The sequence below is a fragment of the Armatimonadota bacterium genome, assembly GCA_031081675.1.
Lineage (GTDB): Bacteria > Sysuimicrobiota > Sysuimicrobiia > Sysuimicrobiales > Kaftiobacteriaceae > Calidihabitans > Calidihabitans tengchongensis.
Genome location: JAVHLZ010000009.1, coordinates 19019 through 35385, shown reverse-complemented (window position 1 = coordinate 35385; position 16367 = coordinate 19019). Strand labels below are relative to the sequence as shown.

General features: G+C 74.1%; 13 protein-coding genes. 3 read left to right on the top strand and 10 right to left on the bottom strand.

The annotated features are described in order from the left end of the window. Positions 1-34: 34 nt before the first annotated feature. The 6 genes from RB150_04970 to RB150_04945 all read right to left on the bottom strand — a co-directional run bounded on the left by RB150_04970 (position 35) and on the right by RB150_04945 (position 5509). Complete coding sequence (locus tag RB150_04970) at positions 35-1606, bottom strand: hypothetical protein (protein ID MDQ7819885.1); 1572 nt, start codon at positions 1604-1606, stop codon at positions 35-37. A 46-nt stretch (positions 1607-1652) separates the two neighbouring features. Then, positions 1653-2732, bottom strand: coding sequence for a prepilin-type N-terminal cleavage/methylation domain-containing protein (locus RB150_04965; protein MDQ7819884.1), 1080 nt, complete (start codon positions 2730-2732; stop codon positions 1653-1655). Continuing rightward, positions 2729-3124, bottom strand: coding sequence for a prepilin-type N-terminal cleavage/methylation domain-containing protein (locus RB150_04960; GenBank protein MDQ7819883.1), 396 nt, complete (start codon positions 3122-3124; stop codon positions 2729-2731). Before RB150_04960 ends, RB150_04965 begins: the two co-directional genes overlap by 4 nt. Beyond that, the gene (locus RB150_04955) at positions 3115-3597 is read right to left on the bottom strand and encodes a hypothetical protein (protein ID MDQ7819882.1); all 483 of its coding nucleotides are present in this window, start codon (positions 3595-3597) and stop codon (positions 3115-3117) included. Before RB150_04955 ends, RB150_04960 begins: the two co-directional genes overlap by 10 nt. A 25-nt stretch (positions 3598-3622) precedes the next feature. Beyond that, complete coding sequence (locus tag RB150_04950) at positions 3623-4120, bottom strand: prepilin-type N-terminal cleavage/methylation domain-containing protein (GenBank protein ID MDQ7819881.1); 498 nt, start codon at positions 4118-4120, stop codon at positions 3623-3625. Positions 4121-4297: 177 nt separating this feature from the next. Continuing rightward, positions 4298-5509, bottom strand: coding sequence for a type II secretion system F family protein (locus tag RB150_04945; GenBank protein MDQ7819880.1), 1212 nt, complete (start codon positions 5507-5509; stop codon positions 4298-4300). Between the two features lie 176 nt (positions 5510-5685). Here RB150_04945 and RB150_04940 point away from each other — a divergent pair, with 176 nt between their 5' ends. From RB150_04940 to RB150_04930, 3 genes are all read left to right on the top strand, one after another. Continuing rightward, positions 5686-7713, top strand: coding sequence for a GAF domain-containing sensor histidine kinase (locus RB150_04940; protein MDQ7819879.1), 2028 nt, complete (start codon positions 5686-5688; stop codon positions 7711-7713). A 4-nt stretch (positions 7714-7717) separates the two neighbouring features. Further along, complete coding sequence (locus tag RB150_04935; protein MDQ7819878.1) at positions 7718-8392, top strand: response regulator transcription factor; 675 nt, start codon at positions 7718-7720, stop codon at positions 8390-8392. 104 nt (positions 8393-8496) lie between these two features. Beyond that, on the top strand, positions 8497-8868 hold the full coding sequence (locus tag RB150_04930; GenBank protein ID MDQ7819877.1) for a response regulator transcription factor: 372 nt from the start codon (positions 8497-8499) through the stop codon (positions 8866-8868). Positions 8869-8995: 127 nt separating this feature from the next. On the opposite strand, the gene RB150_04925 is transcribed toward RB150_04930, so the two are convergent. The 4 genes from RB150_04925 to RB150_04910 form a co-directional block, all read right to left on the bottom strand. Next, positions 8996-10675 carry a GspE/PulE family protein gene (locus RB150_04925; GenBank protein MDQ7819876.1) on the bottom strand — a complete coding sequence of 560 codons (1680 nt, stop codon included), beginning with the start codon at positions 10673-10675 and terminating at the stop codon, positions 8996-8998. Positions 10676-10803: 128 nt separating this feature from the next. Further along, complete coding sequence (locus RB150_04920) at positions 10804-11901, bottom strand: HD domain-containing protein (GenBank protein ID MDQ7819875.1); 1098 nt, start codon at positions 11899-11901, stop codon at positions 10804-10806. Beyond that, positions 11885-13471, bottom strand: coding sequence for a HEAT repeat domain-containing protein (locus tag RB150_04915; GenBank protein MDQ7819874.1), 1587 nt, complete (start codon positions 13469-13471; stop codon positions 11885-11887). The genes RB150_04920 and RB150_04915 overlap by 17 nt, the downstream gene beginning before the upstream one ends. 6 nt (positions 13472-13477) lie before the next feature. Beyond that, positions 13478-16147 carry a valine--tRNA ligase gene (locus RB150_04910; GenBank protein ID MDQ7819873.1) on the bottom strand — a complete coding sequence of 890 codons (2670 nt, stop codon included), beginning with the start codon at positions 16145-16147 and terminating at the stop codon, positions 13478-13480. Positions 16148-16367 lie beyond the last annotated feature (220 nt).

The following is a 16367-nucleotide window of genomic DNA, read 5'->3' as shown; positions in this document are numbered from 1 at the left end:
CCGGCCGCCGGCAGTTCCCCCGGCGCCGCGCAGGTCAATCCCCGCTGGACCACGACAGGGGAATGACGACGCGGGCGGGTGTGGCGGAGGCGAACGGGCCCGGCAGAGCGTCCAGGGCGGCCGGGTCGAACTCGACCGCCACCGTGCCCCCGTTGGCGGCGGTGTCCTGGACGGTGATGGACCCGTTGGACATCAGCACCCCCAGGATGACCACCGCGACCTGATCGGCGCCGTGCTGGATCGCGATGCCGGAGGAGGCCGATCCCTGCAGCTGGCCGGCCGCGTCGGGGTTGTCCTGGCCGGCCAGGGTGTAGACCACGCCGCGCAGGATCACGGTGCGCGCGGATGCGGCCGCGCCCGACGACGCCAGCAGCAGCCGTCCCGCGGCGAGCAGGGCGGGGTCGGGGCCCCAGGACGCGTGGAGGTAGTCCGTCGTGCGCAGGGCAGGGTTTTCCAGGACCGCATCTCCCACCACCGTGGTCCCGGCCCCCCGGCGGAAGACCACGATGGTGCCGGTGACCTGCCGGAGGGCGCTCTGGGGGTACTCGATGTTCCCGCACGGCAGGGCCGGAGGCGCGCACGATCCCCGGGCCTGGGCCGGCCGCGCGCGCAGGCACAGGGTCTCGGTGGCCGACTCCCATCCGATGCAGTCCACGGTGCGGGGGCCTGGAGGTCCGCCGATGGGCTGGCGGTAGCTGGTGTTCTCGTTGGGGTTGAACTCCACGTAGAACACCGCGCCGGCCATCCCCGCGCCCAGCACGCCCCCGCGGTCGTTCACGTACTTGTCCCAGCACCGCTGGGTCTCGTTGGCGCCGAAGTTCCACGCCCCGCCGCTGCGGCACCGGCTGGTCCGGTCCCCTCCCCGGAAGTACAGGTTCAGGCCGTCCACAGGATCCACGGCGGCGCGGGCGCGGCTTTGCAGGCTGCCGGCCCCCGCGCCGTCGACGTCCAGGCGCGGAAACGGCAGCACCCCGAAGGTCTCGCTGCACCGCCACGGCCAGGTGGCGCAGCTGACCCCGGCGATGGTCCCCTGGGCCGTCAGGCCCCCCGCCACGGTGGCCGTGGCGGTGCTCACGGTCAGCGCCGTGGCCGCTCCCAGGCGGTTGCTGGCGTGGGCTGCGCCCGCGTCAGCCGACGGCAGACCGTTGCGGACGACCAGCCCCGGCGCGGGACCGCCCAGGGTGGCGGTGGTGTTGGCCAGGACCGCGTACGCCAGGAACGGCGGCAGGACCACGACGGCGGCGGCCACCCGGCGGCGTCCCCCGCCCTGGGTGCCCACGGCATCGATCACCGCGACGGTCCCGCCGCCGGCGACGGTCACCTGGTACTGCCCTCCGCCCAGGGAGCCGGTCCCGCCCGGCCACGCCGGGTCGACGCTGAGTTCGTAGGCGGCCCGCGCCGCGCCGGCGTCGGCGAGCGCCTGGGCGGCGGCGGCGTCGGCCTGGGCGAAGGCGATGGTCACCTCGGTCAGGGCCAGGCTGACCATGGCCGCGCCCAGCACCGTCAGCAGGACGATGATGACCAGCACGGCCACCAGGGCGGCCCCGTGCTCACCCGGCGAGCGGTCCGCGGTGTGGGACTCAAGAGCCGGGCACGCCGTCCTCATCTTGCCGAAGCACGCAATCCGGACCCCGAGCACCGTCGGTCCCCCCTCAGTTCCTCAGGGCCGCCCTGGACACGATGGCGGCGGTCTGGGTCTGGCCGAGGGCGTCGTTGTACTGGGAAGCCAGAAGGCTGACCTCCACCACCATCACCCGCACGGGGGTTCCGGCCGGGCGCGCGAACGCGACGCCGGGGCTGACCACAAGACAGCCGGCGGCGGAGTCGACGCTCAGCACCTGGAGGCGGTCCGCCGGGAAGGCCTGGACCCCGTAGAGCTCCTGTCCGACCTGCACGCGGTCTCCGGCGGAGAAGCCGGCGACCGTGTCCACGCACAGCCGGGTCGCTCCCACCGGAACCCCCGCGGCGAGGACGGCGGCGGGAGCGCTGAACAGGGCGCGTCCCGGAGGAGCCGACAGCAGGTCCGCCAGCACCACCCCGTTGCGCAGGAGCTGCGTGCCGGCCAGCGTGTACACCACCGCCAGCGGCTGCACGGGCTCTCCGGCGGCGTGGGAGCGGCCCAGCGCGGGCGTCACGGTTGCGCTGGTTCCGGCGACCGCGGTGACGACAAACGGCCCCTCCGTCCCCACGGCCACCGCATCCCCCGCTGCCAGGACAGCGTCCGCGACGGCCAGCGTGGTGGTCCCGGCGGCGGCGGGGGCGGCCAGGGTGGTCTGGCCCCGGCGGACCGGCTCCCCGCGGCGGTGGGGCAGGCCCAGAGGCGCCGACAGGGTGACCGTGGTGCCCGCCACGGATGCCGCGGATGCCGTCTCGGCGCTGGTGAGGCGGATCAGGGTCACGGGCCGGCCGGCGGCCAGCGGGGAGGCGTCCTCCACCGAGACCGCCGTCGCCCCCGGCAGGGCGTCGGCGGTCAGGCGGGTGACCTTCACCAGCCCCAGGCTGGTCCCGCCGGAGGAGATCACGAAGTCCCGCGACTGGCGCACCTCGGCGAGGATCCGGGACACCGCCACCCGCGGGTGCTGCTGGACGTCGGCCTGGCCCACCAGTCCGGCCCACCCGCGCGCACCGACGGTCACCAGGGCATACACTGCGGCCAGGACCAGGGCCAGCAGCGCCACGGCCAGCACCGTCTCCAGCAGCGTCAGGCCCTGCTGGGCGCGGGAGGGACTCATCGCTGGACCACCAGGGTGGACAGGGTGACCTGCCGGGGGATGTTCTGGTCCGTCCAGGACACGGTGACGTCCACCTGGGTGAGCCGGGATGTTCCCAGCGCCGGCGTGGTCACCACCGTCGTCCGCGTGTACGGGCCGTCGGCGGCGGGGACGCCCAGGGAGTCCAGGACCTCGGTGCCGGCCAGGCCGGCCAGGCTGCCGTAGGCCAGGACCTGCGCCTGCTCGATGCGCTGCTGGGCCAGCAGCGCCGCTGCGGTGGTGTCGCGCCCCAGCAGCCCGCGGGTCGAGGCGATGAGGTAGAACCCCGTCAGGACGGCGGCCACCAGGCCGAACACCGCCACGGCGGCCACCACCTCGACCAGGGTCATCCCTCTCTCGCCGCCTACGGACACGTCGGGACCTCCTGGACGGAGACCCGCCCCGTCGTCGGCAGGACCTCCACTTGCCTGGCGGTGGCCCCGTCGGTCAGGCAGAACGACCCCGCCGCCGCGGGCGCTCCCGTGGGCGCGAACTCGACGGCGTCCCCCGCCCAGGTGCTGGTGACCGTCACCGACGCCGGCACGTCCACCTGCTTGCTGACCGCGCCGTCGCTGACCCGGGCGACGGTGTAGCGGCCCGCGGCGTAGGCCAGGCGGTAGGCCTCGTGCTGGGTCAGGGCATACTGCTGGGTCAGCCGCAGGTCGGCGGCCAGGCCCCGGGCGGCCTGCTCCAGGTCCCGCAGCGCCAGGTACCGCTGCAGGGGGGGCAGGCCCACCGCCACCAGGACGGCCACCAGGGTCAGGGCCAGCAGGACTTCGAGGGCGCCCAGGCCCGTCTGGTCCCGCCGCCCGCCCGCCTGCCGGCAGGAATCGCGCCGCTGCTCCACAGGACCCCCCGGACCCGGCGGGCGGCTAGATCGTCGACCCGTCGGCCGGGCTCTCCTGCACGACCCCGGTGTTGGTCCGGATCACCAGCACGTAGCGGTTGGTCACCAGGTTGGTGGTGGTGTTGGGCGGCACGACCAGCGCCAGGTACGAGTCGTTGTTGGTGTTGTCCGTGGCTCCCGCGCACGGGGTCAGCGTCGCGGGGTTGATGGTGCCGGCCGCCGCGATGCCGCAGGCCACAAACGCTCCTCCGGTCCAGTCCCACGCGTCGCTGTCAGGCGGAGGCGTCCACCCGATCTTCGCCATACTGTCGCAGCGTGACTCCCGGAAGTTGCGCTCCACCAGGCAGCTCCACGCCAGCGCCTTCCACTCGGAGGCCAGGCTGCGGGCCTCGGCCACATACGCCCGGGTGCGCGCGCCGGTGAACAGCGGCAGCGCGATCAGCAGCAGGATGCCGATGATCGCCACCACGATGGCGATCTCGATGAGGGTGAATCCCCTCCGGTCCTTCCCCATGGCGTCCATGCTCGTCTCCCCCTCGACGGTTGTGCGGGATGCGCGCCCCCACCGCCGTGCCGGCGGCCGGTGGCGCGTTCCGCCGCCATTGTCAGGGCATCTGGGGTGCCGTCACAATGGGACGTTCGGGCGATTCGGATGGGACCAACGGCCTACGGGGAGGCGGGGCCCGCGCTTTGGGCCCGGTCAGCGCGGCAGGGTGGCGATCAGCGTCCAGATGGGCAGCAGGACCGCCAGCGCCACCACGGCCACCACGCCGCCCACGCAGACGATCAGGATGGGCTCCACCACCGACGCGAACCTCTTGACCGCGTTGTCCACCTCGCGCTCGTAGAACTCGGCCAGCTTGATGAGCACGTCCTCCATCGCGCCGGTCTCCTCTCCCACCCGCACCATCTGCACCACCATGGGGGGGATCAGGGGCTGGCGGCGCAGGGATTCGGCCATGGACAGCCCGGCCCGCATCCCTTCCCGGGCCGCCTCCACCTGTCGGCCCACGACCCGGTTGCCCAGCGCCGTGGCTACCACCGCCAGGCCCTCCAGCAGGGGGATGCCGCTGCGGATGATCACCGCCATCGCCCGGCCAAAGCGCGCCAGCGCCAGCCGGTGGATCAGGGACCCGGCCACCGGCAGACGGAGCAGGAGGGCGTCCAGGACCTCCCGGCCGGTCCGGGTGCGGCGGAGGGACCCCGCGCCCGCGGCCGCCAGGGCCAGGGCTGCCCCGGCCGCCCACCAGTAGGTGCGCACCAGGACGCTGGTCCTGACCAGGACGCGGGTCAGCAGGGGCAGGGGCACCTTGAAGGAGGCGAAAATCTGGACGAAGACCGGGACGATGAAGACGACGGCGGCGGCGGCCACCAGCAGGGTGAAGGCCAGAACCAGCAGCGGGTACGTGGCCGCGGTGCGCACCCGCTGCACCAGGTCGTACTCCTTCTCCAGGTAGTCGGCCAGGTAGTTCAGGGAGGCGTCCAGGACGCCGCTGACCTCGCCGGAGCGGACCGTGTTCACGTAGAACTCGAAGAAGACGTTCGGGTGGCGGGCGATCTCCTCGGACAGGCTGCCGCCCCGCTCGATGCCGGCGCGCACGGCCGCAATGACGTCCCGGAACCGCCGGTGGCCGATCTGGTCCTCTAAGACATGCAGGGCCGTGACGATGGGCAGGCCGGCCGAGATCATGGTGGCCAGCTGGCGGGTGAACAGGACCAGCTGGGCGCGCCCGATGCGTCCTCCCCGGATCTGCCCTGCGGCCTTCGGGGTCTGATCCTGTTCCTGCAGGGACGTCACCAGGTAGCCCCGGGCCTGCAGCAGGGCGGCGGCGACCCGGGGGCTGTCGGCGTCCAGAACCCCGGTCGCCAGCCGGCCGGCCTGATCCCAGGCCCGGTACACGTAGCGCGCCATTCCCCCTCCTCCCCCGCCGCCCGGGCGGCGCCAGTGTACCAGCGGTGCGCGCGGGCGGCAATCGGACGAAAGTCCCACGCCCCGCCCGGGCACGCCCGGCGGCGCCGACAGGGGTTGGGGCGGGCATGTACGAAGTGTGAGCCGCGATGCATCGTGTTTCTGCGGCCGGCGGGCCGGTGGACACTCACGCTGACGTCGCCCACGCCACCCTGGCTGTCCGGTGGCTGGTCCTGGCACTGCTGGTGGCCCACGATGTTGCCGCTCCCGGCGGGCCGCACACGCCGGCGGCGTTGTTCGTGGGCATGGCGGGGTACGCCCTCGTCCTGGCGCTGTGGGCGTGGAGGCTGCCGACCCAGGCGGTCCGGGCAGCCCGCGTGGGGATCGGGCTGGATGTCGCGGCCGTCGCCGCCGGACTGCTGCTGGCCGCGCGCGCCCAGGGCTTTCTGTTCCTCGGATTTCCGGTGGTGGCGGCCGCGGGCGTGCTCACGGGCTACCAGGGTGGGGTCGCGGCGGCAGCGGTGGTGGCCGGCGCCGCGGCCACCGCGCAGAGGGCGCTGCCGGTCCCCTCGGCGGCCGGATGGGCGGCGGCCGCAGTGGCGCTTGTGGCCACCGCCCTGACCGCCGCGGCCGCCGGCGTCCGCAGCGGGCGGCGGGCCGCACTGGAGGCCGCGGTGAGAGTCCTGTCTGAGCGGGCGACGTCGCCGGGACCCGTGCAGGCCACGGCCGAGGCAGTCCTGGACGAAATGTCAAGGCTGCTGGGTGCCGACAGCGGGTCGGTGATGGTCTACCTGGACCGCGAGGACCGGCTGGAGATCCTGGCGTCCCGCGGCCTCCGGGAGGGGTCCGCCGACGCCCGGCCTCGCCTGGGCGAGGGAATCGCCGGGTGGGTGGCCCGGGAGGGCCGTCCGATCCTGCTGACGCCCGGGACCTCCACCCCCGTCCCCCTGACGCGCCAGGAACTGGGCTCGTCCCTGTGCGTGCCGCTCACCGCCGGATCGCGCCCCCTGGGCGTGCTGAACCTCAACCGGATGGCCACCCGGCCGTGGTTCACCCTGGAGGATCTCCAGACGGCCGACCTGCTGGCCCGGGCCGCCGCTCCGGTCCTGATCAGGGCCCGGGCCGAGCGCGAGCTGGCCGCGGCGCTGGTCGAGGTGGCCGCGGGCATCGGCGACGTGACCCGGGCTCTGGCCCGAGACCCCTCGGTGCTGTGGCCGGCTTTGCTCGACCAGGCCCGCTCGCTGACGGCGGCGCGGTTTGCCGTCCTGGCCCTGGAGCGGGAGGACACCGGCATGGTGGAGGTGGTGGCCAGCCGGGGCATCGGCGGTCAGGCGGCGCTGGGCCTGCTGCCCGGGCTGCTGGCCGCCAGCACCCAGGGGCAGGTGCACACCCTCAGCGCGCCGCCCGGATCGCAGGAGGTGGCGGCGTGCGTGCCCCTCACCGTGGACGGCAAGACCATCGGCGCGGTGGCGTTCGGCCTGGCCGCGGACGGCCCGACCGCCCCGGACCGGCTGGCGGCCGTGTCCGCGCAGATGGCGGCCGCGGTGCAGATGGTCCGCACCGCCCACCGCATCGCCGACATCGGCATCGTGGAGGAACGCCGCCGCATCGCCCGGGAGCTCCACGACGGGGTGGCCCAGACCCTGGCCGACGCCCTCCTGCAGACGGACCTGGTGGCCCTGACCCTCTCCGGCGGCGACCGGACGGCCACAGACCTCGCAGATCTCCGGGGGCTGCTGGAGCGGGCCATGCGGGAACTGCGGGAGTATATGTCGGACCTGCGCCGGCAGCCCGACGTCGGCAGCGAGCTGCCGGCCGCCCTGGAGGCGCTGGGGCGGGAGTTCCAGAGGCAGACGGGCATCGCCACCGCCGTGGAGACCACCGGCGAGACCTCCCGCCTGCCGTCGGCGGTCCGCCACGCCATCCTGGCCATCGTGCGCCAGGCCCTGACCAACGTGCGGACCCACGCCCGGGCCACGGCGGTGCAGATCCGGGCGCGGGTGGACGACGACGGGTGCACCGCCTCGGTCACCGACAACGGCATCGGCTTCGACGTGGCCGCCTACCGGGCCCAGCCGCCGGGCCGGCGCCACCTGGGGCTGGTGTCCATGGAAGAGCGGGCGGCGCTGGTGGGCGGACGCCTGGACGTGGAGAGCGCGCCCGGGCGGGGAACCACGGTCACGGTGCGGGTGCCGCTGGGGAGGTGAGCGGGTGAACGGGGCCGCGGTGCGGGTGCTGCTCGCGGACGACCACGCCCTGTTCCGGCAGGGGGTGCGCCGGCTGCTGGAGGCGGCCGGCGATGTGGAGGTGGTGGGCGAGGCCGAGACCGGCGACCAGACCGTCCGGATGGTGGAGGACCTGGCGCCCGACGTGGTCCTGCTGGACGTGGCCATGCCCGGCCTGTCCGGCATCGACGCCGCCCGGATGATCAAGGCCCGCAGCCCCCGCACCGGCATCATCATGCTGACCGTGCACGCCGACGAGGAGTACCTGTTCGAGGCCATCAAGGCCGGCGCCATGGGCTACCTGCTCAAGGACTGCACTCCCGACGAACTGGTCCGGGCCATCCGGGTGGTCCACGGCGGGGAGGGGTTGCTGGCGCCCACCATGGCCGCCAAGGTCATGCGCGAGTTCGCCCGCACCCGGGAGAGGACCGACCTGGCCGGGGTCCACCTCCCCCTCACCCCCCGGGAGGTCGAGATCCTGCAGCTGGTGGCCGGCGGGCTGGCCAACAAGGAGATCGCCCGCCGCCTGTCCATCAGCGAGCGCACCGTCAAGAACCACCTCAGCAACATCATGGAGAAGCTCCACGTGAACAGCCGCACCCAGGCGGCCGTGCTGGCCCTGCGCAGCGGGCTGGTGCGGCCTCCGGAAGGAGGCGGGTAGAGCGGCGCCCGCCCGGCTCCTGTCCCGGATTCCCTGGTACCTTCGTCCGATTTACCCCCGGCGGGGGCGGCCGTACAGTGGGTGTGCCTGCGGGGAGGCGTGCGGTGCGGAAGATCCGGGTGATGCTGGTCGACGACAACCCCTCCTACCGGCAGCGGATGGCCCGGGTGTTGCAGACCCAGCCCGACCTGGAGGTGGTGGGCGAGGCCGGGGAGGGCGGCGAGGCGGTGGCGCGCGCCCGGGAGCTGCGCCCCGACGTGGTGCTGATCGACTTCCGCATGAGCGGGATGGACGGCTACACGGCTGCCCGGACCATCGTGCGGGAGCTGCCGGAGACGAAGGTCTTCATGCTCACCGCGTTTCCCGGCGCCCTGGATCCCGAGCGGGTCGCCCGCAGCGGGCTGCAGGGGCTGCTGGTCAAGGACCAGCCGGCCACCGAGATCATCGCGGCGATCCGCCAGGCGGCGAACCGCTGAGACGATCTACTCGATCTCCTCAATCTACCCAATCTACTCGATCTACGCGTCGCCGGATTGAGAAGATCGGGCAGATTGAGGAGATGGAGTGGATTGAATTTTCAACGTTTCCACGGGGGATTTCCCCCTACAGTGTGGGTTCCTCCACCCGCGTGACCCGCAGGACCTCCTCCACCGTCGTGAGCCCGCGCAGGGCCTTGAGCATGCCGTCGGCCCGCATGGGGATCATCCCCTCCGCCCGGGCCGCCTCGCCGATCTCGGCGGCGGACGCCCGGGCCAGGACCTTGCGGCGCACGGCGTCGGTCATCACCAGCACCTCGAAGATCCCCGTCCTGCCCTGGTAGCCGGTGTGGCGGCAGGCGGCGCACCCCCCCGGCCGCGCGAACTCCGCCGCCGGCAGGGGCTCGCGCACCGCCCCCGCCAGCCAGGCCATCAGGTCCTTGGGGATGGGCGCCGGCTGCTTGCACTCGGCGCACAGCAGCCGGACCAGCCGCTGGGAGGCCACGCCGATCACCGCCGAGGCGATCAGGTAGGGCTCGATCCCCATGTCGGCCAGGCGGGTCAGGGCCGAGGGGGCGTCGTTGGTGTGGATGGTGGTGAGCACCAGGTGCCCGGTCAGCGCGGCGTGGATGGCGATTTCGGCCGTCTCCACGTCGCGGATCTCGCCGATCATGATGATGTCCGGATCCTGGCGGACGATGGACCGCAGCCCGGTCGCGAACGTGAGCCCGGACCGGGGGTTCACCTGGATGTGGCTGACGCCGGGCAGCTGGTACTCCACCGGATCCTCGATGGTGATGATGTTCCTGTCGGGCGCGTTGAGCTGCGCCAGGGTGCTGATGAGGGTGGTGGTCTTGCCGCTGCCGGTGGGGCCGCTGACCAGGATGATGCCGAAGGGCTGGCGGATCAGCCCCTCGTACCGGCGGCGGGTGCGGGCATCCATCCCCAGCTGGTCCAGGGGCAGCACCCCCTGGCTGCGGTCCAGCAGGCGCAGGGCCACCCGCTCCCCGTGCACCGTGGGGACCGTGGAGACCCGGACGTCGATCCTCCGGCCGTCCAGGGCCGACTCGAACGCGCCGTCCTGGGGCAGCCGCCGCTCGGCGATGTTCAGCCGCGCCAGGACCTTCACCCGGGACACCACCGCCGGGTAGACCGAGCGCGGCACCGTCATCACCGTGTGCAGGACGCCGTCCACCCGGTAGCGCACCCGGGCGTCGCCCTCGGTCGGTTCCAGGTGGATGTCGCTGGCCCGGTCGCGGACGGCCTGGGAGAGGATCAGGTTGACCAGCCGCACCACCGGGGCGTCCTCGGCCTCCTCCACCGACGGCACGGCCTCCTCCACCTCGCCCAGGACCGCCTGGGCGGCCGCCCCCATGCCGTAGACGCGCTCGATGGTCGCTTCAACCTCCGACTCCATCGCCACCACCGGCTTGACCGGGCGGCGGGCCGCGATGGCCACGTCGTCCAGGGCGAAGACGTCCAGGGGGTCGGCCATGGCCACGACCAGGTGGCCTCCGTCCAGCTGCAGGGGGAGGACCTTGCGCTTGCGCGCGATGACCTCCGGGACCAGGCGGACGGCGGCGGGGTCGATGCGGGCGGAGGACAGGCTCACCAGGGGCAGGTCCAGCTGGGCCGCCAGGGCCTGGGCGAGCTGGCGCTCGGTCGCCGCCCCCTGCTCGACGAGGATGCGGCCCAGCCGCTCGCGGGTGCGGCGCTGCTGGGCCAGCGCCTCGGCCAGCTGCTGGGGGGTGATGACCCCGGTCTCCACCAGGATGTCACCGATGCGCTTGCGCTGGACCTTGGCCACCGGACGCTCCGCCACCCGACCCAGTGTAGAGGGGACTCGCGGGCGGGCTCAATGGGCCGTTCGTCCCTGCGGGCCCCCCCGGGCATGGTCCTTCCGGCCAGGTACCCCGCCGGCGTCTCCGGCAGACGTCAGGGCCGCTCGGGTGGTGAGAACCTGGCGCCGGACCCCTCCGCCTCCCGGAGCGCGCGGGCGAGGGCCCGCACGTAGGACGGATCGAAGGCCGGACCTCCTCCCGCCAGCACCTGCGAGAGCAGCGGGCCCACCGCCGCCTTCCGGTGGGCGGGGACCCGCCCGCAGGTGAGGGCGTCCACGTAGTCTGCCAGGGACACCAGGCGGGCTGGCGCGGAGGCCTCATCCCCCAGCGACGGCAGGTGGTGCTCGGATGCGACCACCACAAGCACCGGGCTCGTTCGGGCCGCATGGCGGAGCAGCCAGGCGCCCGCCGCCGGGTGCGTCCACTCCGGCGACGGTCCTTGTGCCGTCCTCTCGGCCAGGCGCCGGGGATACGGCAGAATGGCCAGGCCGATGTCGTGCAGGAAGGCGGCGGCGGCCAGCTCCGTCAGCGCGGCCGGGGTCAGTCCCAGGGCGGCACCTGCTCCCGCGGTCAGGACGGCCACGTTGACGGCATGAGCCGGATCGGTTTCATCGTGCGCCCTGTCGGCGACGCGGATCCAGACGGCGGGCGGGCTGTCCCGCATCGCCCGGACCAGGGCGGCCGCCGCGTCCCGCACCCGGGGCAGGTCCACCGGCTCGCCCCGCTCGGCGGCTTCGGCCGCCGCGGCCGCGGCGTCCAGGGCGGCGTCGTAGGCATCGTGGCTCGGGGGTGGCGAGGTCTGCTCGGGGAGGTCGATCCCGTCCGCTCCCTCCTCCCCCAGGGCATCCCGCAGGCCGCCGGCCGCAACGATCTCCTCGGGCTCGCGGGCCAGGACCCGGATGAGGGCCGCCACCGAGGCCTCGGCGGCCTGGATGCCGATCACCAACCCCGGGACCCTTCGGGCCTCGAGGTAGGCCCTCAGGGACGCGGCGGCGGGATCGCCGGGCCCGAAGGGCTGGCCCTGGACCACGAGGCGTCTGGGCTCCACCACGATCTGGACCGGAGCGGCCTTCCGGAACAGGTCGGCGCACCGGCGGATGGCCACGCCGGCGGACGGATGGCCGGATCCGTAGTGGCGGACGTGCGCAAGGGCCGCCCACAGCGCCTGGACCAGCTCAGCCGCTCCGTCCATCCCCTCCCCCACCCAGGGCGGCCAGCCACCGCCCCGCGGCCTCCCGCGTCGCCGGATCCGGGTGACGGGTCGCCTCCTGGAGGGCCCCGCGGGCCTCCGGCGTCCCCAGGGAGGCGAGCCCGGCCAGGGCTTCGGCGCGCACGCGCAGGTCGCCGTGATGAAGGGCGGCCCGCAGGTACGGAACCGCCCGGGGATCGGCGGTCCACGCCAGGGCGGTGACCACGTTGCGCGCCACGTACCAGCGGGGATCGGAGAGGTGCTCGGCCAGGGCGGGCAGCCGGTCCCGCGCCGCCTCGGCCAGCAGGGCGACCAGCCGCCGCCGTACCGCCAGCCGCTCCTCGTCGGCCAGCAGTTCCAGCAACACGGGTATGGCTTCGGGTGCCCCCGCCAGCAGCCCCCGCAGCGGGTGGTCCGCGGGCAGGTCGGCGGCACCCGCGGCCAGCACTTCGCGCACCTCCACCGACATGAGGCGGCCCAGGGCCTGGCGCACCTGGTCCGCCCGCGCGTCGGGCAGGCGCCGCGACACCCGATCCAGGGCTGCCAGGATCCGGACGACCGCGTCGGTGTCTCCCTCTGCGGCGGCATCGTGCAGGACCTGCTCCACCACCCCCAGCGCCTCGGCCACCTGCGCGGCATCCAGGTGAGGCAGGGCGTCCACCAGGCGGGCGGCTGCCCGGCTGCGCCCGACGCCTGCCTCCAGCGCCGCCCGGGCCGCCTCTGCGTCGGCGGGAGGAGGGGCATCGGGCAGCGGGCCGCCAAAGGGGCCCCGGTGCAGCGCGCGCAGGCGTCCCGGCAGGTCCGCCACATCCGCGAGGAGGGAACCGGCCACCACCGCGGGCCAGCGGGCAGCCACCGACGCGGCCCACGGGTCGGCCAGATGGTCGGCCACCACGCGGCCCAGGGCCGCCCGCAGAGGATCGTCCAGCTTCAACAGGGCATCGGCCAGGATGCCGCGGGCCTGGTCCCTCTGCGCCGGGGGCCAGGCAGCCACGCGGGCGTCGGCCCTCCGCAGCATCTCCGCCGCCACCAGGGGATCCGGACCCAGGCGGACCAGGCGGGCAGGGACCTCGTCGGGGCGTTCCCGCACGGCGCGCAGCAGATCCTCGACCGGATCCCCGGCCGGCGCGGAGGGCGCAGGCCCGCGCGCCGACACCCCGCGGACGCCGCGGCCCGCCAGCAGCCGCCCCAGGCCGCCCGCCCGCTCCAGGGCCGACCGGGGCATCGCCAGGGCGTCCGCCAGCGCCTCCAGGTCCGCGTCGGTCACGTCGGGAAGAAAACGCAGCCCGTCGACGCCGGCAAGATCCAGCGCCCGCCCGAGGTCGGCGACGACGTCGTCCTCGCAGGCCTGGGGGGCGAAATCGAACGCCACCCCTCGGGGCGCCACCCGCAGATCCAGGGGCCCGTGGGCATCCAGGTAGGCCCGCAGGGCCTGCCCGGCCGACCGCAGCAGGCGGATCGTCAGGTCGTGTCCGACCGAGTACAGCCGCGCAGCCCGCACGGCGGCCGCAAGCGCGCGGGCGGCGCGGCGCGCCGCCTCGTACCTCTGCGGTCCGGCGGCCGGCTCCTCCACAGCGCCTCAGCCCTCCGCCGCCAGCGCGGCGAGGAGCTCGCGGATCCGGCGGGCGCGCGCCCGCAGCTCTTCGGTCCGCTCGCGCTGCCGGGAGACCACGTCCGCCGGCGCGCGCTCCACGAACTCCCGATCCTGCAGTCGGGCGTCCAGGCGCTGGATCTCCGCCGTGACCTCCTCCAGCGCCCGGGCCAACCGGGCCTGCTCCCGACGGACATCCACCAGGCCCCGCAGGGGCAGCAGGATTTCCACCGCGGGCAGGACGGCGGCGGCGCACCCGGCCGGGCGGGGAGAGCTCGGGTCGTCCAGGTGCACGGGATCCACCCGCGCCAGGTCCATCAGGTACGGACGCGCGGCCTCCAGGGCGGCGCGGGCGTCTCCTTCGGCCCGCAGGTGGACCGGAACGCGCCTGCCCGGCGGGACGGAGAGGTCGGCCCGCAGGCTGCGGATCGCCCGGATGGTCTCCATCACCACCGGGACCTCCGCTTCCGCCTGGGGGTCCACGGCGGCGGGGTCGGCCTGGGGCCACGGCGAGATCATGATGCTGGGACCGTCGTGGGGCAGCGCCTGCCAGACCTCCTCGGTGATGAACGGCATGATGGGGTGCAGCAGCTGGACGGTCCGGGACAGCACCCACCACAGGGTGTGCTGGATGGCGTGGCGGCGGGCCGGATGGCGGGCCTCCCGCTGCAGGTCCCCCTTGGCCATCTCCACGTACCAGTCGCAGAACTCCCCCCACAGGAAGTCGTAGAGGGCGCGGGCGGCCTTGTCGAACTCGAAGCCCTCCAGCAGGGCCGTCACCTCGGCGGTCAGCCGGGTGTGGCGGCTGCGAATCCAGCGGTCGGCCGCCGACAGGACCTCGGGGCCGGGGACGGGCGCCCGGTGATCGAACCCGTCCAGGTTCAGCAGGACGAAGCGGGCGGCGTTCCACAGCTTGGTGGTGAAGGTGCGGACGTCCGCGATCATCTTCTCGCCGAACCGCATGTCCTGCTGGGCCTGGGAGCACCGGGAGACCAGCGCATAGCGCACCGCGTCGGCCCCGTATCCGCGGGCGTCGGCCATCTCCAGGGGGTCGATGCCGGTGCCCAGGGATTTGCTCATCCGCTGGCCGGTGAGGGTGAGGACCGTGGGGTGGATGTACACGTCGGCGAAGGGCACCTGGTTCATGAACTCCAGGCCGAACATGATCATCCGGCAGACCCACAGGAAGATGATGCCCCGGTCCGTGACCAGGACGCTGGTGGGGTAGAAGTAGCGCAGGTCCTCGGTGTCGCGGGGCCACCCCAGGGTCGCCAGGGGCCACAGGGCCGAGCTGAACCACGTGTCCAGCACGTCGGGGTCCTGCGCCAGGTCGGCCGCCCCGCAGCGGGGGCAGGACGGGGGCGCGGCCTTGGAGACCGTCCGCTCCCCGCACGCCGCGCACTGCCAGACGGGAATGCGATGCCCCCACCAGAGCTGGCGGGAGATCACCCAGGGCCGGATCCCGTCCAGCCAGTCCAGCGCCACCTTCGCCCACCGCTCCGGGTGGAACCGCACCTGCCCCGCGCGGATGGCGTCGGCGGCCCGGCGGGCCAGGTCGGCCACCTCCAGGAACCACTGGTCGCTGATGTAGGGCTCGATGACGGTGTGGCAGCGGTCGCAGTGCCCCACGCTGGTGCGGTAGGGCTCGACCCGCTCCAGCAGCCCGGCGGCCTGCAGGTCGGCGGCCACCGCCTCCCGGGCGGCAAACCGGTCCAGGCCGGCATAGCGGCCCGTGTCGGGCGTCATCTTCCCCCGGGGGTCCAGCACCACCAGGGTCGGCAGGTGGTGGTCGGCTCCGATCTCCCGGTCCAGGGGGTCGTGGCCCGGCGTGATCTTCAGGGCGCCGGTGCCGAACGCCGGGTCCACCCGCGGGTCGGCGATGACCGGCACCGGCCGGCGCACCAGGGGGACGAGCACGGTGGTGCCCACCAGGTGCAGGTAGCGGTCGTCCGCGGGGTGGACCGCCACGGCCACGTCGGCCAGGATCGTCTCCGGGCGCTGGGTGGCCACCACCACACCCGGCGAACCGTCAGCGCCGGGGTAGCGCACGTACCACAGGGAGGAGTCCACCTCCTCGTGGACCACCTCCAGGTCCGAGATCACCGTCTCGCAGCGCGGGCACCAGTTCACCATGTGCCGGCCGCGGTAGATCAGGCCCTTGCGGTGCAGGCGGACGAACGCCTCCAGGACCGCGTCCGCATACTCCGGGTCCAGGGTGAACACCTTGCGGTCCCAGTCGCAGGACATGCCCAGGCGTTCCAGCTGGCTGTAGATGATGCTGCCGTACTTGCGCACCCAGGCCCACACCCGCTCCTCGAACTTCTCCCTCCCCAGGTCCTCCCGCCGCAGGCCTTCCCGGGCCAGCTCCCGCTCCACCACGTTCTGGGTGGCGATGCCGGCGTGATCGGTGCCGGGCTGGTACAGGGCGCAGTAGCCCTGCATCCGGCGGAACCGGGTCAGGACATCCTGGACGCTGTTGTTGAGGGCGTGTCCGATGTGCAGTTCGCCGGTCACGTTGGGCAGCGGCATCATCACCGCCCACGGCCGGCGCGCCGGATCGGGGACGGCCCGGAAGTAGCCGGCCTCCTTCCAGATCCGGTAGCGGGCCACCTCCACCTGGCGCGGATCGTATGTGGTCGGGATCGTCGTTCGGGCCACGGCATCCTCCCCGGGCGTGAATGACAAGCGCCCCGTCCGCTCAGGACGGGGCGCGGGCCCCGCGGTACCACCTGTCTTCCGCACCCGGACGGTGCGGCTCTTGGAGCGCGATCACGGGCGCACCCCGGACCGCTCTGGCAGGCCGTCAGGCTGCTCGATCGCGGTCGCCGTCCGGGGCGACCTTCCCCGCGGGCCGACACAGGGCGCCTGCCAGCCGTGG

Excerpts from the sequence above, each read along its gene's own strand:
- RB150_04970 (MDQ7819885.1), bottom strand. The coding sequence starts at position 1,606 with ATGAGGACGGCGTGCCCGGCTCTTGAGTCCCACACCGCGGACCGCTCG.
- RB150_04965 (MDQ7819884.1), bottom strand. The coding sequence starts at position 2,732 with ATGAGTCCCTCCCGCGCCCAGCAGGGCCTGACGCTGCTGGAGACGGTG.
- RB150_04950 (MDQ7819881.1), bottom strand. The coding sequence starts at position 4,120 with ATGGACGCCATGGGGAAGGACCGGAGGGGATTCACCCTCATCGAGATC.
- RB150_04945 (MDQ7819880.1), bottom strand. The coding sequence starts at position 5,509 with ATGGCGCGCTACGTGTACCGGGCCTGGGATCAGGCCGGCCGGCTGGCG.
- RB150_04920 (MDQ7819875.1), bottom strand. The coding sequence starts at position 11,901 with ATGGACGGAGCGGCTGAGCTGGTCCAGGCGCTGTGGGCGGCCCTTGCG.